General features: G+C 63.5%; 15 protein-coding genes and 1 pseudogene. 8 read left to right on the forward strand and 8 right to left on the reverse strand.

The genetic code is table 11. The features are described 5' to 3' along the window. Window positions 1-247: 247 nt before the first annotated feature. Window positions 248-1069 carry an alpha/beta hydrolase gene (locus D460_RS0119615; RefSeq protein WP_026283318.1) on the reverse strand — a complete coding sequence of 274 codons (822 nt, stop codon included), beginning with the start codon at window positions 1067-1069 and terminating at the stop codon, window positions 248-250. A 353-nt stretch (window positions 1070-1422) separates the two neighbouring features. Here D460_RS0119615 and D460_RS0119620 point away from each other — a divergent pair, with 353 nt between their 5' ends. The 4 genes from D460_RS0119620 to D460_RS0119635 all read left to right on the forward strand — a co-directional run bounded on the left by D460_RS0119620 (window position 1423) and on the right by D460_RS0119635 (window position 7879). Further along, window positions 1423-2616: an efflux RND transporter periplasmic adaptor subunit gene (locus D460_RS0119620; protein WP_018900279.1), complete on the forward strand. Its 1194-nt coding sequence runs from the start codon at window positions 1423-1425 to the stop codon at window positions 2614-2616. Next, on the forward strand, window positions 2616-5771 hold the full coding sequence (locus tag D460_RS0119625; RefSeq protein ID WP_018900280.1) for an efflux RND transporter permease subunit: 3156 nt from the start codon (window positions 2616-2618) through the stop codon (window positions 5769-5771). Before D460_RS0119620 ends, D460_RS0119625 begins: the two co-directional genes overlap by 1 nt. Before the next feature lie 266 nt (window positions 5772-6037). Then, on the forward strand, window positions 6038-7033 hold the full coding sequence (locus tag D460_RS0119630; protein ID WP_026283319.1) for a flagellin: 996 nt from the start codon (window positions 6038-6040) through the stop codon (window positions 7031-7033). Between the two features lie 180 nt (window positions 7034-7213). Further along, on the forward strand, window positions 7214-7879 hold the full coding sequence (locus tag D460_RS0119635; RefSeq protein WP_018900282.1) for an OmpA family protein: 666 nt from the start codon (window positions 7214-7216) through the stop codon (window positions 7877-7879). Between the two features lie 116 nt (window positions 7880-7995). Here D460_RS0119635 and D460_RS0119640 read toward each other — a convergent pair whose 3' ends face one another. Next, a complete protein-coding gene (locus tag D460_RS0119640; protein WP_018900283.1) occupies window positions 7996-8403 on the reverse strand; it encodes a DUF2000 family protein in 408 nt (135 codons plus the stop codon). Window positions 8404-8436: 33 nt separating this feature from the next. On the opposite strand from D460_RS0119640, the pseudogene D460_RS34560 reads away from it, so the two are divergent. Beyond that, window positions 8437-9525, forward strand: a pseudogene (locus D460_RS34560) (AraC family transcriptional regulator). Here the strand turns inward: D460_RS34560 and D460_RS0119650 are convergent. Both D460_RS0119650 and D460_RS0119655 read right to left on the reverse strand, forming a co-directional pair. Beyond that, a complete protein-coding gene (locus D460_RS0119650; protein WP_018900286.1) occupies window positions 9522-10610 on the reverse strand; it encodes an AbrB family transcriptional regulator in 1089 nt (362 codons plus the stop codon). The pseudogene D460_RS34560 and the gene D460_RS0119650 overlap by 4 nt on opposite strands. Before the next feature lie 157 nt (window positions 10611-10767). Continuing rightward, window positions 10768-11670 carry a LysR family transcriptional regulator gene (locus tag D460_RS0119655; protein ID WP_018900287.1) on the reverse strand — a complete coding sequence of 301 codons (903 nt, stop codon included), beginning with the start codon at window positions 11668-11670 and terminating at the stop codon, window positions 10768-10770. Window positions 11671-11762: 92 nt separating this feature from the next. On the opposite strand from D460_RS0119655, the gene D460_RS0119660 reads away from it, so the two are divergent. The 3 genes from D460_RS0119660 to D460_RS0119670 all read left to right on the forward strand — a co-directional run bounded on the left by D460_RS0119660 (window position 11763) and on the right by D460_RS0119670 (window position 18312). Beyond that, on the forward strand, window positions 11763-12797 hold the full coding sequence (locus tag D460_RS0119660) for an aldo/keto reductase (RefSeq protein WP_018900288.1): 1035 nt from the start codon (window positions 11763-11765) through the stop codon (window positions 12795-12797). Between the two features lie 107 nt (window positions 12798-12904). After that, window positions 12905-14317 carry an FAD-linked oxidase C-terminal domain-containing protein gene (locus tag D460_RS0119665; RefSeq protein ID WP_018900289.1) on the forward strand — a complete coding sequence of 471 codons (1413 nt, stop codon included), beginning with the start codon at window positions 12905-12907 and terminating at the stop codon, window positions 14315-14317. Window positions 14318-14559: 242 nt separating this feature from the next. Continuing rightward, window positions 14560-18312, forward strand: coding sequence for an AsmA-like C-terminal region-containing protein (locus tag D460_RS0119670; protein ID WP_018900290.1), 3753 nt, complete (start codon window positions 14560-14562; stop codon window positions 18310-18312). Window positions 18313-18349: 37 nt separating this feature from the next. On the opposite strand, the gene D460_RS0119675 is transcribed toward D460_RS0119670, so the two are convergent. From D460_RS0119675 to D460_RS0119695, 4 genes are all read right to left on the reverse strand, one after another. Next, a complete protein-coding gene (locus D460_RS0119675; RefSeq protein WP_018900291.1) occupies window positions 18350-18856 on the reverse strand; it encodes a GrpB family protein in 507 nt (168 codons plus the stop codon). Continuing rightward, window positions 18840-19109, reverse strand: a complete 270-nt coding sequence (locus D460_RS33275; RefSeq protein ID WP_018900292.1) for a ribbon-helix-helix domain-containing protein — start codon at window positions 19107-19109, stop codon at window positions 18840-18842. Before D460_RS33275 ends, D460_RS0119675 begins: the two co-directional genes overlap by 17 nt. A 79-nt stretch (window positions 19110-19188) precedes the next feature. After that, the gene (locus tag D460_RS0119690) at window positions 19189-19383 is read right to left on the reverse strand and encodes a DUF4169 family protein (protein WP_018900293.1); all 195 of its coding nucleotides are present in this window, start codon (window positions 19381-19383) and stop codon (window positions 19189-19191) included. A 63-nt stretch (window positions 19384-19446) separates the two neighbouring features. Next, the gene (locus tag D460_RS0119695) at window positions 19447-19965 is read right to left on the reverse strand and encodes an SspB family protein (protein ID WP_018900294.1); all 519 of its coding nucleotides are present in this window, start codon (window positions 19963-19965) and stop codon (window positions 19447-19449) included. Window positions 19966-20077: the final 112 nt, after the last annotated feature.

The raw sequence follows: 20077 nt of genomic DNA on the forward strand, positions 1-20077 counted from the left end.
CAACGGCGCGGTGCGGCGCCAAGTGTCCACTCCCGTCGAGCAAAGCGAGAGCTTGGCAGATCCTCGGGACGAGCCCGAGGATGACGGCAGAGAATGGGGGTCGCGTCTGTAACCTATTGAAGTGGAAGCGCTTTCCTCTTGCTCGACGTCATCCTCGGCCTCGTGCCGAGGATCTAAGCACGTCTCCGCGAATTCAACGGCGCGGATGAACCGCAAGCGTCCAACACCCAACGGCGCGGCGACCCGCTCACCCCTTGATGAACGCAAGCACATCCGCGTTGAAGCGTTCCGGCTCGACCTGGGCGAGGCCGTGGCTGGAGCCTTCGTAGACCTTGAGCACGGCGCCCTTGACGATCTTGGAGGACTTCAGGGCCGCTGCGACGATGGGGACGATCTGGTCGTCGTCGCCGTGGATGAAGAGGGTCGGCTTGTCGATCTTGCGGAGGTCGTCGGTGTAGTCGACCTCGGAGAATTCGTGGATGCAGTCGTATTCGCCCTTGATGCCGCCGGCCATGCCCATCAGCCAGAATGTCTCGCGCAGGCCGTCGTTGACCTTGGCGCCGTCGCGGTTGAAGCCGTAGAAGGGCATGGAGAGGTCGCGGAAGAATTGCGAGCGGTCGAGCGCGGTGCCCTTGCGGATGCCGTCGAAGACGTTGAGCGGCAGGCCCTCGGGGTTGGCGTCGGTTTTCAGCATCAGCGGCGGCACGGCGCCGACCAGCACCACCTTGGCGACGCGCTTGGTGCCGTGGCGGCCGAGATAATGGGCGACTTCGCCGCCGCCGGTGGAATGGCCGATCATGATCAGGTTCTTCAGGTCAAGATGCTCGATCAGTTCGGCGAGATCGTCGGCATACTGGTCCATGTTGTTGCCGTCCCAGGTCTGGGAGGACTTGCCGTGGCTGCGGCGGTCATGGGCGATGACGCGGTAGCCGTTCTGGCCGAAATAGAGCATCTGCGCTTCCCAGGCGTCGCCCGAAAGCGGCCAGCCATGCGAGAAGAGGATCGGCTGACCGGTGCCCCAATCCTTGTAGAAAATCTTCGTTCCGTCCTTGGTGGTGATCTTCGGCATGCTCGTCATCCTCTTTGCGTTCGCGTTTGAATGAATGGAGCGGCGGGCGCGCTTGCGGCCCATTGCGCGACGGCAGAGAACATCGGAATGATCAGAAACGAAAGCACTATTTGCCGGTCCGGCGGACATTTTCTCCTGTGGGTCTAGGCTTTTGCGAAGACGGCAACGTCAGGGTGAGATGACCGACATTCGCCGGTCACCAACAGTTGACATTACAATGCTGTAATGGGCGGCCAATTTGCTTGCCGCTGACCTGCAATCGGACAATAATTCCGGCGTTGCGCGGCGATTTGCCACGTATGCGCCTCTGTCGATCGACCCTGGACCAACCTCGAGTCCCTCTGGAGACGTGAATGTCATTTTGGAAGCAGTTTGCGATCTGTCTCGTCGTTATCGCCGCTGGCGTTACCGGGTGGGCTGTCTTTGTGCCTGGCGCGCGCGATACGCTGCGCAATGCCGGCGTTCCCGAAGCGCTTGTCGGCAAGGCGATTGATCCTGACAATGTAGGCCGCGCGGCGCCTGCCGCTGGCAGCGAGCAGGCTGGCAACCGTCGCTCCGGCGGTGGTAATGGCGGCGGTGGCCGCAACGGTGCGGTGCTTGTCGTCACGCAGGCCGTCGTGCCCGGTGTCGTCAACGACCGGCTGGGTGCGATCGGCACGGGCGATGCGATCCGCTCGGTGGTGGTGACGCCGCAGGCGAGCGGTCTCATTCGCGAAATCCTCGTCAAGTCCGGAGACCGGGTCAAGCAGGGGCAGATCATCGCCAAGCTCGACAGCGAGGAGCAGGTGATCGTCAAGGGGCAAGCCGAAGTCGCGCTGAAGTCGGCGGTCGAGAAGTCCAGCCTCTACAACAATATCAAGTCCAGCGTGTCGCGCATGGATGTGTTCGATCAGGAGATCGCCGAGCAGAACGCGCGTCTGCAATTGCAGGCAGCACAGCTCAGTCTCGATCGCCGCAATATCCTGGCGCCGATCGACGGCATCGTCGGCATCATGCCTGTCAATATCGGCGACAACGTCTCGACGACGACGCCGATCGTGACGCTCGACGATCGCACGGAAATCCTCGTCGACTACTGGGTGCCGGAGCGTTTCGCCAATACGGTCAAGGTCGGCCAGGCGGTCGAGGCGACGTCGGTGGCGCGGCCGGGGCAGGTGTTTTCGGGCGCCGTCGAGGCGATCGACAACCGAGTCGATCCGGCGAGCCGTACGCTCCGGATGCGGGCGCGGATCAACAATGCGGCCGACGAGCTGCGCGCCGGCATGTCGTTCAGCGTCGGCATGCGGTTCGATGGCGACCAGTATCCGGCGGTCGATCCGCAATCGGTGCAGTGGGATTCGCAAGGGTCCTTTGTCTGGCGCGTGGCCGAGCAGAAGTCGCACAAGGTGCGCGTCAGCATCGTTCAGCGCAATCCCGACTATGTGCTGGTCAAGGGCAACCTCGATAATGGCGACCTGATCGTCACACAGGGCCTGCAGCGCGTGCGCGAGGGCGGGCCGGTGCGCTCCGAAGGGGGCGAATTGGCCGCCAAGGAGCCCGTCACCTGATGAGCGACAGCGGCACCCATAATAACACGCCATCGGGCAAGCAGACGTTTACGGCGCTCTTCGTGCGCCGGCCGATCCTGGCCTTGGTGTTCAACACGCTGATGATCGTCGCGGGTCTGGCGGCCTATGTCGGTATCGAGGTGCGCGAGCTGCCTGACGTCGATCGGCCGGTCGTGACCGTGCGCACCACCTTCGACGGCGCGTCGCCGCAGACGATCGACCAGGAGGTGACCAAGGTCATCGAGGGCGCATCGGCTCGCGTCAGCGGGTTGAAATCGATCTCGTCGAGCTCGCAGTTTGGCCAGAGCCGGGTGACGCTGGAATTTTCGGATACGGTGGATCTCGCGGTTGCCGCCAACGACGTGCGCGACGCGATCGGGCGGATCACCGACCGGCTGCCTGACGACGCCGACGCGCCGCAGATCGTCAAGGCGGATTCGGATTCGCAGCCGATCATGCGTCTTGCCGTTACCTCCACCAAGCTCAACATGGACGACCTGACGCTGCTCGTCGACAATGAGGTGATCGACCGGCTGGCCTCCGTCGACGGCGTTGCCGATGTCGAGAGCTATGGCGACCAGGAGAAGGTGTTTCGGGTCGATGTCGATCAGTCGGAGCTCGCGAGCCGCGGGCTGACGATCGGCGATCTCACCAATGCGCTGTCGAATGCAGCGCTCGACGTGCCGGCCGGCTCGCTGAAGAGCCCGACGCAGAATATCGTGGTGCGCGCCACCGCCAGCCTGCAGAAGCCCGAGGATTTCGCCAACGTCATGTTGCTCGACCGCGTGCGGCTGGGTGATGTGGCGACCGTGACGCTTGGGCCGCGCGACGGGCAGACGGCGCTGCGCTCGAACGGGGTGCCCGGCATCGGTCTCGGCGTCATCCGCCAGGCGCAGTCCAATACGCTGAATATTTCCAATGGCATCAAGGCCGCAGTCGAGCAGCTGTCGAAGACGCTGCCCGAGGGTACGAGGATCGCCATCACCAGCGATGACGCGGTGTTCATCCAGGGCGCCATCCACGAAGTGGTGTTGGCGCTGGTGCTGGCCGCAGTCATCGTCACCGCCGTCATCTATCTCTTCCTGCGCGACTGGCGGGCGACGATCATTCCAGCGGTGAGCATGCCGGTGGCGTTGATCGGCACGCTGGCTGCGATCTACATGGTCGGCTTCTCGATCAATATCCTGACGCTGCTGGCGATCGTGCTGGCGACCGGTCTTGTGGTCGACGACGCCATCGTGGTGCTCGAGAATATCGTGCGTCGGCGCGCGCAGGGCATGGGTCCGCGCGCGGCCGCCGTGCTTGGCACGCGCGAGGTGTTCTTCGCGGTCATTGCGACGACGGCGACGCTTGCCGCCGTGTTCATTCCGCTGTCGTTCCTGCCGGGGCAGGTCGGCGGCCTGTTCCGCGAGTTCGGCTTCGTGCTCGCCTTCTCCGTCGGCCTGTCGTCGCTGGTGGCGCTGACGCTTTGTCCGATGATGGCGTCGCGCATGCTGACCCGGGAGATGAAAGAGGATCACGGCATGCTTGGCCGCTTCGGCGACCGGTTTTCCAGCGCTTATGAATGGTGCCTTCAGCGCTGCCTGAATGCGCCCTTCGTCGTCATTGTGTTCTCGGTGATCTTCGCCGGTGCTGCCGTCTTCGCCTTTACCGGCGTGAAGAGCGAGCTGACGCCCAACGAAGACCGGGCGATGGTGATGATGCGGCTGACGACGCCGCAGGGATCGAGCCTCGAATATACGCGCGACAAGCTGCAGCTGGTCGAAGAGTATTTGCAGCCGCTCGTCGATAGCGGCGATATCCGCAACGTCTTTTCCGTCTCCGGCCAGAATGGGCAGGCCAATAGCGGCTTCATGGTGCTGACGCTGGCGCCATGGGGTGAGCGCGAGCGCACGCAGGGCGAAATCGTCGCGGATATCAATCGCGCGGCTTTGAAGGTTCCGGCGCTGCGCGGCAATGCGATCCAGTCCAACAGCCTGCGCATTCGCGGCGCCGGCAACGGGTTGCAGATGGCGCTGATCGGCAGTGATTACGATGCGCTGACGCAATCGGCGCTGAAGCTGGTACAGGCGCTTGACGCGACCGGACGATACGACACGCCGCGTCTCGCCAACGAGCCGACACAGGCGCAGGTGTCGATCTCGATCGATCGCGAGCGGGCGTCCGACCTCGGCATCAACATCACCGGCCTGTCCACCGCCATCCAGTCGCTGCTGGAAGGGCGCTCGGTGGTCGACGTGTTCGTCAAGGGCGATGCCTATCCGGTGCTCTTGACCTCGAACACGCGGCCGCTCGACGATCCGACCGATCTGGAGAACGTGTTCCTGAAAACCGGCGACGGCAAGATCGTGCCGATGTCGGTCATCGCTTCGCTGCAAGAGGGCGCCGTGGCGCCGCAGCTCAATCGCGAGCAGCAGCTGGCGTCGGTGGCGATCACCGCTGGCCTCAAGGATGGCGTGTCGCTTGGCGATGCGGTGAAAGAGGCCGTGACGCTGGCCGCGCCGCTGCTTCCCTCGGGTGCGCGGCTGATGCCGCTTGCGGAAGCGGCGACGCTGGAAGAGAACGCCAACGGCATGGCGCTCACCTTCGGCTTTGCCATCATCATCATCTTCCTGGTGCTGGCGGCGCAATTCGAGAGCATGCTCTCATCCGTGATCATCATGTCGACGGTGCCGCTGGGGCTTGCCTGCGCGGTCTTCGCGCTTGTGATCACCGGTTCCAGCCTCAATATCTACAGCCAGATCGGCCTGGTGCTGCTTGTCGGCGTCATGGCCAAGAACGGCATCCTGATCGTCGAGTTCGCCAACCAGCTGCGCGATCAGGGCGAGGAGGTCAGGGCGTCGATCGAGAAGGCCTGTGCGCTGCGTCTGCGTCCCGTGATGATGACGATGATCGCCACCATCCTCGGCGGCGTGCCTCTCGTCTTCGCGCATGGCGCGGGTGCCGAGGCGCGCGTGGCACTCGGATGGGTGATCGTCGGCGGTCTTGGTTTCGCGACGCTGGTGACGCTGTTCATCACCCCCGTCGCCTATCTGCTGATCGCCCGCTTCGCCAAGCCGCATGCGCATGAAGAGGCACGGTTGCATCAGGAGATGGAACATGCCGAGCGGCCGAAGATCGTTGCCGCGCGAGATCAGCTCGAAGCTGCTGAATGACAATCGCCGCCTGGCGCCTGTGCCCTCGGGGCGGGTGCGGGCGGCGTTTTCGTATAGTTTCCGAATAGTTGCATAACAGGCTAAATTAATTGCGACTTTTAGATGTTTTTTAAGCATAAGCCGTAATAATTGGCATCGATACCGATGGTCTCCCAGCGTTTCGGGAGGCTGCACGGCGCCGCCGTTTGGCGCCCCCGGACATGAGTGTTCGCGGCACCGGTTCATTTGTACCTGTTGCGTATTGTTGTGTTCGGAGTTCAGTATCCGTGAGTATTTATCGGCGCACTTCGGTGGATGCCGCGCTTTATGTATTGCGCGACATCGGGAATAAACTGACGACGACCCAGAGGCAGGTCTCTACCGGCCTCCGGGTCGAACGCGCCTCGGACAATGGCGCCTATTGGGCGATCAGCTCGACATTGAAAAGCGACCAGAAGGCGCAGTCGGCGGTGCGCGACGCGCTGGGGCTGGCGGCCGCGACGATGGACACGGCCTATACGGCCGTCGGCGAATCGACCGATCTCGTCAGCCAGATCAAGGCCAAGCTCGTGGCGGCCACCGAGGATGGTGTCGACAAGGACAAGATCAATCTCGATATCACCCATCTGAAAGAGCAGTTGCGGGCCGTTTCCGGAGCCGCCAGCTTCAACAACGACAATTGGGTGGCGATCGACGATGCCGATGATCCGGCGAAACCACGAGAGATACCAGCCTCGTTCACGCGTCATGCCGACGGAACTGTCGAAATCGGAACGCTGAGCTACGAGGTCGATATAGCGCCGGTGGGGTCGACGACATCCAAGGACGCGCGCTATCTGATCGACGATCGGACCACCGGATCCGGCGAATATGGCGCGCTGACCTCGCAGTATTTCGCGACCGAACTCGGCGCCTCGAAGAACTATGTGATGCTCGCCAGCGCCGGCAATACGGCAGGGCAGGTCGAGATCGGGATATCGTCGAGCACGACGACCGCGGAGGTCCATGAAATGGTTTCCGTCGTCGACAAGATGCTCGGGCAGATGACGACGATCGGCTCGTCCTTCGGCGCGCTGGAAAAGCGTATCAGCCTGCAGAGCGACTTCGCGCAGACCCTGGGCGATGCCTTCGCGCGCGGGATGAGCAAGCTTATCGATGCCGACATGGAGGAGCAATCGAGCCGGCTTGCGGCGCTGCAGACGCAAGAGCAATTGGGCCTGCAATCGCTCAACATCGCGAACGCGACGTACGATACGGTGCGGCAGCTGTTCCAGAACTTCTGAGGCCGCAAAGCCTGTGCGATTTCAACGCCGGCGCCGCCGACGCCGGTGACTTTTTCGGGAGTTCCGGCTCTAAGGCTGTGCAATCCATCGATTTTCCAGTATTCAGGGCGCGCGCTTCATCTTCTTGCCGCATTCCTTAATACTGCTCGCATCACCATCGAATTGGAGATACGCCTGTCCATGATCAAGAAATTCATACTTCTCGCCGTTGCCGCGACCTACCTCAGCGCCTGCACGACGACGGATCCGTATACGGGCCAGCAGAAGATGTCGAACACGTCGGGCGGCGCGCTGCTCGGTGCTGGTGTCGGCGCATTGGCAGGTCTGGCTGTCGGTGGTTCGCCGGTCGGTCGACGTAACGCGGCGCTGATCGGTGCCGGTGTCGGCGCTCTCGCCGGCGGCGCGATCGGCAACTACATGGACCAGCAGGAATCGGAACTGCGCGCGCAGCTCCAGGGCACCGGCATCTCCGTTACCCGCAACGGCGACAACATCATCCTGAACATGCCGTCGAACATCACCTTCGACGTCGACCAGGACGCCGTGAAGCCGGGCTTCTACCCGACGCTGAACTCGGTGGCGATCGTGCTGCGCAAGTTCAACCGCACGCTGATCGACGTCAACGGCCACACCGATTCGACCGGCAGCCTGCAGCATAACCAGGAACTGTCGCAGCGCCGCGCCGAGTCGGTTGCCGGCTATCTCGGCGGCCAGGGCATCGACCAGCGCCGCATGTCGGCCGTCGGCTTCGGCCCGTCGCAGCCGGTGGCCTCCAATGCTTCGGAAGCCGGACGCTCGCAGAACCGCCGCGTCGAAATCCAGATCGCGCCGATCACCCAGAGCTGATCGGGCTCGCTTGAGAGTTAAGACGGCCGGGCAGATGCCCGGCCGTTTTGCGTTAGAGTAGCTTGAATTACGCAATTCCGGACGGAAAACCGCTTCACACTTTTCCTGGCATTGCTTCAAGGGTGCATGACCGCGCCCTTGGTGATCTTGTCGACGATCTTCTTGTCGGCGCGGATGGCGATGCCGACGACCTTGGCATCATCAGGCGCGTACTCGGCGAAGACGGCGCGGTTGGCGGCGTCGTGGCCGGTCGCAAACATCTCCTCGATGAAGAGCGACGCGGTGATGCCGCGCTCCAGCGTGCGGCGGTGGATGGTGGACATGGTCTCCTCGGGCGCTGCCAGAACGATGATCGGCTGGATCGAGAGCGGGTTGTAGAGATTGCCCGACCGGTCCTTGTAGGCGTCTCCGATGATCTCGGGATTCTGGCCGGTGATCCCGCTCATCAGGAAGGCGGTGACATTCAGCGTCTGCCAGGATGGAAGATTGTTTCGCAGCACGATTGCAATTTTGGTATCAAACATTCCAGTCTCTTTTCATGCGGGTTTCGACGTCGGTTGGATGAGGATCTAAGCCATCACGCCCTTGAGGGTCTTGAACGTTTGTGCACGGAGCCGGGCGTGGACGGGCGCGCCATTGCGTCCGGTGCGATCGCACATCGTACGATTGCACCTGGGATCGTCACCGCGCCGGCCTTTCCAGGCATCGAGCGTATCGAAGCGAACTTCGCCGGAAACGCCTTCGAGCCGCATCGTCACGATACTTATGCGCTTGGGGTGACGCTCAAGGGCGTGCAGACATTTTCCTATCGTGGCGAGCGGCGCTTCAGCCTGCCGGGGCAGGTGATCGTGCTGCATCCCGACGAGGAGCATGATGGCGGGGCGGGGACCGATCACGGGCTGCAATACCGCATGCTCTATCTGGAACCGGCGCTGCTCTTCGACTGTCTTGAAGCGGCGCGCATCGGCTTGCCGTTCGTCGATCAGCCAGTCTTCGACGATCCCGTGCTTGCCGGGACGCTTCTGGGGGCGCTGAGTGAACTGGACCGGGAATTGGATGAACTCTTCGTCGACGACTTCGTGTCACGCGTGGCGGGTGGTCTGGCGCGGCATGCGGGTACTCCGCGTCGGCCGCTTGGCAGCATTGCCTGGCAGCGCGCGCGGATGGCACGGGATTATCTCGAGGCGCATGCGACGCGGCCGGTGACATCACCGGCTTGTGCGTCCTCGCATTCGCCGCAGCGTCCATGGTTGCCATGGCGTCGGACGTGAAGCTGGACCTGTCCATGCGGATCGCGCGCCACGGAGACCACGCCGAGGTTGCACTTGCGGCCTAGGTGCCTGTCGTCGCGGCTCTGCCGTGCGCAGTGGATGGGTGCCAGTTCGGCCGAACTGGAGGCGGTGACGGGGCTCGATCGGTTTCAGCTGGCGCGGCATTTCCGGGCGGCGTTCGCGACCAGCCCGCATCGCTATCTGCTGATGCGGCGGCTGCAGCAGGCGCGCGCGATGATCGGGGCCGGGGAGGCGCTGGCGGAGGCGGCGTTTGCCACCGGCTTTGCCGACCAGAGCCATTTCAACCGGCATTTCAAGAAGGCCTATGGCATGACGCCCGGCCAATGGGCGGGGCTGAGGCGAGACCTTTTCTAGGCCGGATTTTCCGCAAGGCCGGAGCGCCGGGCGATGAAGCGGGCAAGCATGGGGCCGGTGAACAGGATGATCAGGAAGCGGCCGGTCTGCATGGCCATCACGAAGGGGACGTCGACGTCGCTGGACGCCGCGATGATGGCGACGGAATCGGCGCCGCCCGGGCTGGTGGCGAGATAGGCGGTCAGCGGATCGACGCCGGCGAAGACATGAAGCGCATAGGCCATGCAGCCGCATAGCGACATCAGAAACAGGATCGAGGCGGCGACGCGCGGCAGGGCGCGGGCGGCATGGGCGATGATCCCGCGGGTGAAGCGCAGCCCGATGCTCCAGCCGATCAAGGCATAGCTGATCGCCAGCAGCCACATGGGGAGCTCTATCTTCAACAGGCCAAAGCCCTGCAGCAGCGAGCCGACGACGAGCGGCACGATGATGGTACCGCCGGGGATGCGAAAGCGGACAGCACAAAAGGCCGAGACGATCGTCAGTGCGACGGTTGCGGCGAGGGCCGGCCAGTCGATCGGCGGAAACATGATCAGCGGCGGCGGCTCGCCGCCATCGGCTGCCACCCATAGGCGGGCCACGACGGAAGCGGCAACGGCCACGAAGACGACGCGCAGATATTGCATGAAGGCGACGAGGCGGGCGTCGGCGCCATAGGCTTCCGACATGATGACCATGGCCGATGCCGCACCCGGCGACGAGCCCCAGACCGCCGTCGTGCCCGGCAGTACCTGCCAGCGGGTCAGGAGCCAGCCGAGCAGGCCGGCGGCGGCGATGACGGAGAAGATCATCGCAAGAAAGAGCGGGGCATCGGTCGCCATCGTCTGCAGGATATCGACGGTGATGGCGCGGGCCATCATGAAGCCCACCAGCGCCTGGCCGAACAGGAGCGGTCCGCGCGGGACGCGCAGCGATCCCTGGCCGATCGATACCGCCAGCACGATCGCGGCGACCATCGGGCCGATCAGCAGCGAGGCGGGCAGGCCGAGCATTTCCAGGCCGACAACAAGAATGGTGGATAGCGCGAGCAGGAATGCCCAGCGCGGCAGGCTGGCGGTTCGGAGTTTGCGGCTGGCGTCTTTCAACGGCTTATCCGATGCATGTCTTGCCAATGCTGATGACGGGTCGATGCGACGTCTGGGGGAGCGGCAGAGGCTTTGCTGGAAAATCGGCGGGCGCCGATGGCGTGCCGTGGGTATAGGCGCCGTCTGCGCATGGGGTCAATTGCGAATTCTTGGGGTCCTACATGCTGACATTGGCGGCGAGGAAATCGAGCAGCGCACGCACCCGCGCCGGCAGAGGGCCGCCCTGGCCGATATAGACGGCGTGAAATTCCTCGGTGTCTCCAGGGTTGAAGTCCTCAAGAAGCGGGACCAGGCGGCCGGCCTTTATATCGGCGCGGACGGTGAAGCGGGCGAGGCGGCCGAGGCCGGCGCCCGCCAAGGCCATGTGCCGCATCGCCTCGCCATCGGCGACCTGGATGCCTGGTGTGAGAGGTAAGCGCATGATGTCGCCGGCATCGCGCATCGGCCAGCCCTCGACGCTGCGGGCATAGGAGAGGCCGATGCGGCGGTGGTGTTCGAGATCGGACACGGTGGTGGGTGTGCCGTGTGTTTCCAGGTAACCGGGCGAGGCGACGATGACCATATCCGTCGCCCCAAGCTTGCGGGCGATCAGCGTCGAGCTCTTCAGCGGTCCGGCGCGGATGGCGACGTCGGCGCGGTCGTCGAGGAGGTCTACGACCCTGTCGGTGTAGGAGATGTCGAGCGTGATCCTGGGATGAAGGGCGAGGAAGCCCGAGACGAGCGGCGCGAGGATGTGGTTGCCGAAGGAGGCGCTGGTGTTGATGCGGACCGGGCCGGCGGCAAGTTCTCCCGATGATGCGGAGCGCTCGGCCTCGGCGATATCGGCGAGAATGGTGACGCTGCGCTCATAGAAGGCGCAGCCCTCGGGCGTCAGTTGCAGCTTGCGGGTGGAGCGGTTGACGAGGCGGGCGCCGAGGCGGGCTTCGAGCCGCGCGACCAGCTTGCTGACGGCCGATGGCGTCATGCGGCAGGCGTGGGCGGCGGCGGTGAAGCCGCCTAGTTCGACGGCGCGGACGAAGACTTCCATCTCTCCGGAGCGGTTGATATCCTGTCTGCTCATGATGACTTCAATTCATGAATTGTGTTCCTGAAGGCAATCTATTTCATCGCGTGTGGAGTGTCTATCTCTTGTGAAGAAACAGGAGACTGAAGATGGAATACAGACAGCTTGGCGCATCCGGCCTTCGCGTGCCGGTGTTGAGTTTCGGCGCGGGCACGTTCGGCGGATCGGGGCCGCTCTTCGGCGCCTGGGGCAATACCACGGGCGCCGAGGCGTCGCGGATGGTGGATATCGCGATCGAGGCGGGGGTGACGCTGTTCGATACCGCCGACGTCTATTCGGCGGGCGCGTCGGAGGAGGTGCTTGGCCACGCGATCAAGGGCAGGCGCGATCAGGTGTTGCTCTCGACGAAGACCGCGCTTCCTGTCGGTGACGGACCCGGTGATTGGGGGACATCGCGCACAAGATTGCTGCGAGCGACGGATGCGGCGTTGAAGCGGCTTGGCACCGATTATATCGACTTGTTGCAGCTGCACGCCTTCGATGCGTCGACGCCGATCGAGGAGGTGCTGTCGACGCTGGATCAGCTGATCGATGCCGGGAAAATCCGCTATATCGGCGTTTCCAACTTCTCCGGATGGCAGCTGATGAAGTCGCTTGGCGTATCCGCTCAGCATGGCTATCCGCGCTATGTGGCGCATCAGGTCTATTACTCGCTGGCCGGCCGCGACTATGAGTGGGAGCTGATGCCGCTTGGCGCCGATCAGGGTGTGGGAGCGCTCGTTTGGAGCCCGCTTGCCTGGGGGCGGCTGACCGGGAAGATCAGGCGCGGGCAGCCTCTGCCCGAGGGAAGCCGGCTGCACCAGACGGCGGAATATGGTCCTCCCGTCGACGATGAGAAGCTCTACGATATCGTCGATGCGCTCGACATCGTGGCCGAAGAGACCGGCAAGACCGTGCCGCAGATCGCGCTCAACTGGCTGATCGGCCGCCCGACGGTGTCGAGCGTGATCATCGGCGCGCGCAACGAGGAGCAGCTGCGGCAGAACCTCGGGGCTGTCGGCTGGTCGCTGTCGAAAGAGCAGGTCGAGCGGCTCGACAAGGCGAGTGCCGTCAGCGCGCCCTATCCCTATTTTCCGTATCAGCGGCAGGAGGGTTTTGCGCGATTGAACCCGCCGCTCGTCTGAGCACAATGACGGCCGTACCGCTGCGGCTATTCTGCTACTAGACAGCCGCCATCTCTTGTCTCATACCAACCTGCCTCCCAGGCAACGACGGTAAGGAGATCAAAGAGATGGCGCTCAAAGACGCAAAGGCCGGCACACGCAACGAGGCGGGTATCGCCAGCGTTCTCGGCATCCTGAAACAGAGCTTCGGCGAGCGCTTCCAGACCGGCCAGTCGTTTCGCGAACAGCATGCGCACACGACCACCTACATTCCCTCGCAGCTGCCTGACGGCGTGCTCTTCGCCGAGAGCGCCGATGATGTGAAGGCTGTCGTGAAGGTCTGCGCGGAGCACAAGGTTCCGGTCATCGGCTTCGGTACGGGTTCGTCGCTGGAAGGGCAGGTCAATGCGCCCAACGGCGGCATTTCGATCGATTTCAGCCGGATGAACCGCGTGCTCGAGGTCAATATGGAAGACCTCGACTGCACCGTCGAGCCGGGCGTCACCCGCGAAGACCTGAACACCTATCTGCGCGACACCGGCCTGTTTTTCCCGATCGATCCGGGCGCCAATGCCTCGATCGGCGGCATGACGGCGACGCGGGCATCCGGCACCAACGCCGTGCGCTACGGCACGATGAAGGACAACGTGCTCTCCGTCACCGCCGTTACCGCCAATGGCGAGGAAATCCGCACGGCGCGCCGCGCCCGCAAGTCCTCGGCCGGCTATGACCTGACGCGGCTTTTCGTCGGCTCCGAGGGTACGCTTGGTATCCTGACCTCGGTGACGCTTCGCTTGCAGGGCATTCCGCAGAAGATCGGCGGCGGCGTCTGCGCGTTTCCGACGGTGCGTGCTGCCTGCGATGCGGTGATCATGACGATCCAGATGGGCGTGCCCGTCGCGCGCATCGAGCTTCTGGATGCCCTGCAGATCCGCGCCTGCAACGCCTATTCGAAACTGAACTACGACGAGAAGCCGACGCTGTTCGTCGAGTTCCACGGCACAGACGAAACCGTCGCGCTGCAATCGGCGCAGTTCGGCGAGATCGCGGCGGAATGCGGGGGCGGTGAGTTCGCCTGGACCGTCAACGCCGAGGAGCGCAACAAGCTCTGGAAAGCCCGCCATGACGCCTATTGGGCTTCGCGGGCGCTGGCGCCGGAGATGGCGGCGCTTTCGACCGACGTCTGCGTGCCGATCTCGCGCCTGGCCGATTGCATCGGCGAGACGCAGGCCGATATCGAGGAGCATGGTCTTCTCGCGATGATCGTCGGCCATGCTGGCGACGGGAACTTTCACGTGCTGCTCCTGTTCGATGACAAGACGGAGGAGGGGATCGCCGTTGCCGAGGGCTTCGTGGCGCGCCTCAACAAGCGGGCGCTTGAAATGGACGGCACCTGCACCGGCGAACACGGTATCGGCCAGGGCAAGATGGCGTTCCTCGAAGAAGAACTTGGGGGCGCGGTCGATCTGATGCGTCAGGTCAAGCATGCGCTCGACCCGGATAACATCTTCAATCCGGGCAAGATTTTCCATTCTGCCTGAAAATCAACACTCTGTTTTGATCTTGGCTTGCTTGCGGCATGAATGCCGATAGGGATTGAGAACAGCGTAGCGAATCGGAGCGCCGCCGGGAAAGCGTGGGCGTAACAAGGAATTGCGCGGTTTGTTGCCTGAAAGCGGCTTCACACGCTTCGGGTTGATGATCTAGGGTCAAAATTCGATCGGGTATCCTGATCGAGTTTGGCCTGGTGTCCGCGGTGTAGCCCGAATGGAGAATGATTGACTTGGTAGGCCGGTTTCTCGTCGTACTGGGTGGTGTGGTTGTCGTGGCGCTGTTCGTGGCGCTGTTCGCGCCTATGTTCATCGATTGGACGGGCTTCCGACAGAATTTCGAGGATCAGGCCAGCCGTATCATCGGCAAGAAAGTCGTGGTCCACGGCGCGGTCGATGCGCGCCTTTTGCCGTTCCCGTCGGTGACGATGCATGACGTGCGCGTCGGCCAGGAGCAGGACGGCTCGCCGATCGTGCAGGTCGAGCAGTTTTCCATGGATGCGGAACTGGCGCCGTTCCTCTCGGGCGAGGCGCTGATCTTCGACATGCGCGTGGTCAATCCCAAGGTCAAGCTGCGGCTCTTGAAGGATGGCACCCTGGACTGGACGCGCGGCAGCCAGCCGGAAATTCCCGCCAAGACGGTGGTTCTCGAAAACGTGCATGTCAGCGGCGGTGACGTTCAATTCATCGACGATCAATCGGGCCGCACGCGTCTCGTGACCGGGATCAACGCCGAGATGTCGGCGAAATCGCTGGCCGGGCCGTGGCGCATCGAGGGTGATGCGGCGCTCGACGGCGAGCATGGCAATTTCCTCATCTCCAGCAACCAGCTGGACGAGAACGGTGTGCTCAGGATGCGCACCCGGCTGCAGCCGGACAAGCATCCTGTTTCGGTCGATCTCGATGGCGAGCTGAAGCTCGTCGACCGCAAGCCAAACTACCAGGGCACGATGTCGGCGCAGATCGAGCGCGCGGGCACCAACCAGGCCAAGGGCACCGACAAGAGCCAGTCACCGCGGCTGAAGGGCAAGTTCGAGCTCACCAACGAGAGCATCCGCATCCCCGAATATCGCCTCGAGATCGGCGCGGTGGAAGACCCCTATGTGGTGACAGGCGAGGCGACGCTCGATACCGGCGTGAAGCCGCAGTTCCTGCTCACCGCCGATGGCCAGCAGATCGACGTCAATCGCATCGGCAATCAGGGTTCCGGCGGCAAGACCTCGCGCGATCCGAGCCTTTCGGCCAAGCAGCGGCTGAATGCGCTGATCCAGATTGTTTCGCAGATTCCGGTGCCGCAGGTGCCCGGCAAGGCGAGTGTCAGGCTGCCGGCGATCGTGGCCGGTGACACCACCATTCGTGACGTGCAGCTCGATCTGGAGCCGGCCGGCAGTGGCTGGACGATCGACCACGCCTTCGGCACGCTGCCGGGGCGCACGCTGGTCGAGGGCAATGGTCAGCTGACATTGCAGGGCCAGCCGTCCTTCAAGGGCGCGATCACCGTTGCCTCTAAACAGCCGACCGGCCTTGCCTCGTGGCTGTCTGGCGATGTCGATCCGGCGATACGGTCGCTGCAGCAGGCCGGTTTTTCGGCGAATGTGAACCTCACGCATGAGCGCCAGACGTTCGATGATCTCGAGATCGCGGTTGGCCCAGCGACGCTGAAGGGCAGGCTCGACCGCCAGGCAGTGCCGAACCAGGCGCCGACGCTTGATGTGGCGCTTGCCGGCGATGCGCTCGATCTCGACGCGCTCCGAGCACTGACCGGCCTGTTTACCGGGCAGGATGCGGGCAACAACGTGCTCGACCACAAGATTAAGGCGCAGCTCAAGGCCGACAAGTTCACGGCGTTTGGTGTCGAGGCCGGCGATGTCGAGACGAGCTTCACGATCGCCGACGGCGCGCTCGGAGTGGACAAGCTTTCGGTGAAGAACCTGGCGGGCGCCGAGTTCACGGCGACCGGCCGCGCCGAGGGCTCGCTGCTCGACTACAAGGGCTCGGGCGAGATCACCTTCAAGGCGGCCGATCCCGGTCCGTTCTTCACCATGCTGAAGGAGAAACTGCCGCAGCATCCGGTCATGGACCGGCTGGTGCGCAACGCGGCCTGGTACACGAATACGGCGCTGCGTGGCGCGGTCACGCTCGGTAGCGATCAGGACAACGGGCTCTCGGTGACGCTTGCCGGCGTCGCCAATGGCAGCCGCGTGAACCTCGATTACCGCATGTCCGACCTTCTGGCGCTGACCGGCAAGGGCACGACGAGCCTCGAGGCGACGCTCGAGAACAATGTGACCTCGGTGCTGTTCGGTCAGGCGGGGCTCGATCCGTTGCCCGTCGATGCGGATGCCAACGGCCGCATGACGCTGAAGGTGCAGGCGGAGGGGACCGATCCTGCTGATGCCAACCTGACATTTGCCACGGACCGCACCTCGTTTACCGCCGCCGGTAAGGTCGATATCCGGCCGCAGAGCTTCATGAACGGGCAGCTGGCGCTGTCGCTGGAGAGCGCCGATCTCGACCCTTATCTCGTCATGAACGGCATCGGCGTGCCGCAGATGGGCACCGGCTTGCCGTTCAAGCTGACGACGACGGCGGCGATCGATGGCGACAAGGTCGCTTTCGGCAACATTGCCGGCCATGCGGCGGACAACGAATTCACCGGCGCCATGACGCTGGATCGCAAGGCAGAGCGGACGACGGCCTCAGGCGATCTCGCCCTGACGAAGGCCGATGCCACCTGGCTTGGCGAGGCGGTCTATGGGCCGATGACGGATCCGGCGAACGGCAACCTCTTGGCGGCGCCGCTCGGCATTCCGGTGTTCAAGGACATGGATGTCAACCTGAAGCTCACCGCCAAGCAGTTCTGGCTCGGCTGGTCGAACCCGATCACCGACTTCACCTCCAACGTCGCCTACAAGGGTGACGAGCTGCAGCTGAACGACATGAAGGGCAACTGGGACGGCGGCACAGTCGATGCCAATGTGAAGTTCACAAATGCCGATGGAACAGGCTTCCTGCAGACCAAGCTTGCGCTTGCCGATGCCGATCTCGGCGGCGTCGTGTGGCAGCGGGACGGCGGTTCGCCTGTGGCCAGCGGCAAGTTCGGGCTGGCACTGTCGATGGAAGCATCGGGCAAGTCGATGAAGGATATCGCAAGCTCTCTCAACGGTTCCGGCGAGATGAAGCTCGGCGATACCAGCGTGCGCGGGCTCAATCTCGGCATGCTGGCGCCGCTTCTGTCGGCGACCGACCCGATGCAGGACCAGCTGAACGCCGGCAAGGTGCATCCGATCGTCGAGACGCTGCTCAACAACGGCGAGGCGAAGCTGCCGGCGACGGCGGTGCCGTTCAATGTCACGGATGGGGTGCTGAGGGTTCAGAACGTGACCGTCGCCACCGACCAGGCGACACTCACAGGCAATGCGCAGGTCGATCTGCCGCAGGAGCGGATCAACGCGTCGCTCGACATCAATCTCAATCCGATGGGCGAGGCGCTGACCGGCGCCGACCCGTCGATCCGGCTCGATTTCTCCGGCGTTCTCGGATCGCCGGGCCGGGTTATGGATGTCACCGATATCACCGGTTACCTCTCTCTGCGCGCCTTCGAGCGCGAGCGCCGGCGGGTCGAGAAACTGCAGTCGAACGTTCTCGAACAGCAGCGCCTGCGCCGCGAGGTGTCGCTCGCCAAGTTCAACGATCAGGAGCGCGAGAAGGCCGCAGCCATCGAGGCGCAGCGCAAGGCGGAAGAGGAGCGGCTGAGGCTGCTCGCGACACAGCAGGCCGAGCGCGACCAGGCGGCAGCGGCCGCCAAGGCCGCAGCTGAAGCCAAGGCGCAGGCGGAAGCCGCCGCCAAAGCCAAGGCGGAAGCGGACGCCAAGGCCGCGGCCGAGGCGGCGCGCCGGGCGCAGGAGCAACTGATCACGCCGCCGCAGAACTCGCTGAACTTCAACACGGTGCCGGGTTTGCCGGGGGTGCAGGTTCCGCAATAGCGTTTTTGCGCGGCCGGTGTCGGCTGTCGGCGACGTCTCAGCGCTTGCGGGCGCGGGCGACGATCTCGTTGACGAAGGCGGCCTTGGCGGCAGTGTAGCCGTCGCCGTCATATTCGAAGTCTTCAGCCAGCTTGAGCTTCAGCGCCTGATAGTCCGAGGCGGCTTGGCGGTGGGTTCTCAGATAATCGCGGAACTGGATGCGCCGGTGGTGCGTGTCGTGGCCTTCGGGGCATAGATAGACCCGCTGCTTGGGCGTGGTGATGCGTTTCATGAAGGCGAAGATGTCGGCGTCGTAGCGATTGCCGCGCGGCTCGTAGCCGGCCGCCTCCATCAGCGGGCAGGCGTCGATGACCTCGGCCGGAGTGGGCATTATCACATCGATATCGATGAGCGGCTTGGCGGCCATGCCCGGGATCGAGGTGCTGCCGATGTGCTGGATATCGAGCACGCGATCGCCCAGCAGGGTTATCAGGGCGGCGGCGATTTCGCGGAAGTGCGCCGGCCACTCTGTGTCATAGGGGACGATCTCAACGCGCTCCGGCATTCGCCGCTTCCCTGTCGCCGTCTCGGCCTTCCGGTGGCGTGGCGCCCGCCGATTTCAGCCAGGCGAGAACGTACAGGCGCAGCGCCGAGGAGAGGTTGCTGTCGGCATCCCTGTTGTCGTCGATTTCCGAGATCAGGCCAGCGAGCGGGATGGTGCGGGCGGTGGCGATGGCGGTGAGCTCGGTCCAGAACTCGTCTTCCAGCGACAGGCTGGTGCGGTGGCCGTGGAGCGTGATCGAGTGCTTGCGGATCATTGCGCGTCGTATTCGGAAAATGATTCCGCAAACGCACACAAGGGATTGATCGCGGACTCGTTTTCGCGGTCGCGCGCGGTCATTCGGCGTCGTCGTTCTTGTCGATGCGGCCCTGGTCGTGCGCGCGCTCGGCCTTGTCGTTCAAAGCCTTGGTGAGCTGCTTTTCCTGTTTGGTGCGGCCGAAGGAGATCCGGTTCTGTTCAGCCTGCTTCTCCTTATCGGAGCGGGCCTGCTTCTTCTTGAACTGGCGGAGATTGACGATTTCGGCGCTCACGGGACACCTACAATATAAGAACAGGCGATATGAAAAAGGGAAGCGATTGCTTCCCTTTGTTTGTTACTGCTTCTTGCGGAAGGCGTCGAGAGAGACGACCGATCCGGCTTTCTTCTCGTCGCCGTCGGCGGGCTTTGCCGCCGCGTCTTCGGTCTTCTCCGCCTTTTCGGGGGCAACCGGGTAGGCGGTGATCTCGGCTTCCGGCAGTTCGTCGCTATCGGCGAGCGGCACGTCGAACTCGAGTTCGAAATTGACCGACGGATCGTAGAAGCCGCGGATGGCGTTGAAGGGGATGAAGAGCTTTTCCGGAACGTCGGAGAAGGAGAGGCCGATCTCGAAGCTCGATTCGGTGACCTTCATTTCCCAGAACTGGTGCTGGATGACGATGGTCATCTGCTCGGGATACTTGGACTTCAGGGCCTGCGAGATGCGAACGCCGGGAGCGCCGGTCAGAAAGGTGATGAAAAAGTGATGCTCGCCCGGCAGGCGGCCGGTTGCCGCGACTTCCGACAATACCTTGCGGATGACGCCGCGAAGCGCGTCCTGTGCCAGAATGTCATACCGGATATGATCCTGCCCCATGCTTTCCCTGTCTTTCTTTCGTCCGTACGTCTGTTCCAAGCCTATATGCCATGCTCAAGCGGCTTGGAAAAGCCCGCAGCCGAGTCATGCTTTCGCAAATCATACATGATTT

Source organism: Rhizobium sp. 2MFCol3.1 (genome assembly GCF_000377565.1).
Lineage (GTDB): Bacteria > Pseudomonadota > Alphaproteobacteria > Rhizobiales > Rhizobiaceae > Rhizobium.

Coding starts and splice junctions, on each gene's coding strand:
- D460_RS0119615 (WP_026283318.1), bottom strand. CDS start 1,069: ATGCCGAAGATCACCACCAAGGACGGAACGAAGATTTTCTACAAGGAT.
- D460_RS0119620 (WP_018900279.1), top strand. CDS start 1,423: ATGTCATTTTGGAAGCAGTTTGCGATCTGTCTCGTCGTTATCGCCGCT.
- D460_RS0119625 (WP_018900280.1), top strand. CDS start 2,616: ATGAGCGACAGCGGCACCCATAATAACACGCCATCGGGCAAGCAGACG.
- D460_RS0119635 (WP_018900282.1), top strand. CDS start 7,214: ATGATCAAGAAATTCATACTTCTCGCCGTTGCCGCGACCTACCTCAGC.
- D460_RS0119640 (WP_018900283.1), bottom strand. CDS start 8,403: ATGTTTGATACCAAAATTGCAATCGTGCTGCGAAACAATCTTCCATCC.
- D460_RS0119655 (WP_018900287.1), bottom strand. CDS start 11,670: ATGAGCAGACAGGATATCAACCGCTCCGGAGAGATGGAAGTCTTCGTC.
- D460_RS0119660 (WP_018900288.1), top strand. CDS start 11,763: ATGGAATACAGACAGCTTGGCGCATCCGGCCTTCGCGTGCCGGTGTTG.
- D460_RS0119665 (WP_018900289.1), top strand. CDS start 12,905: ATGGCGCTCAAAGACGCAAAGGCCGGCACACGCAACGAGGCGGGTATC.
- D460_RS0119675 (WP_018900291.1), bottom strand. CDS start 18,856: ATGCCGGAGCGCGTTGAGATCGTCCCCTATGACACAGAGTGGCCGGCG.
- D460_RS33275 (WP_018900292.1), bottom strand. CDS start 19,109: ATGATCCGCAAGCACTCGATCACGCTCCACGGCCACCGCACCAGCCTG.
- D460_RS0119695 (WP_018900294.1), bottom strand. CDS start 19,965: ATGGGGCAGGATCATATCCGGTATGACATTCTGGCACAGGACGCGCTT.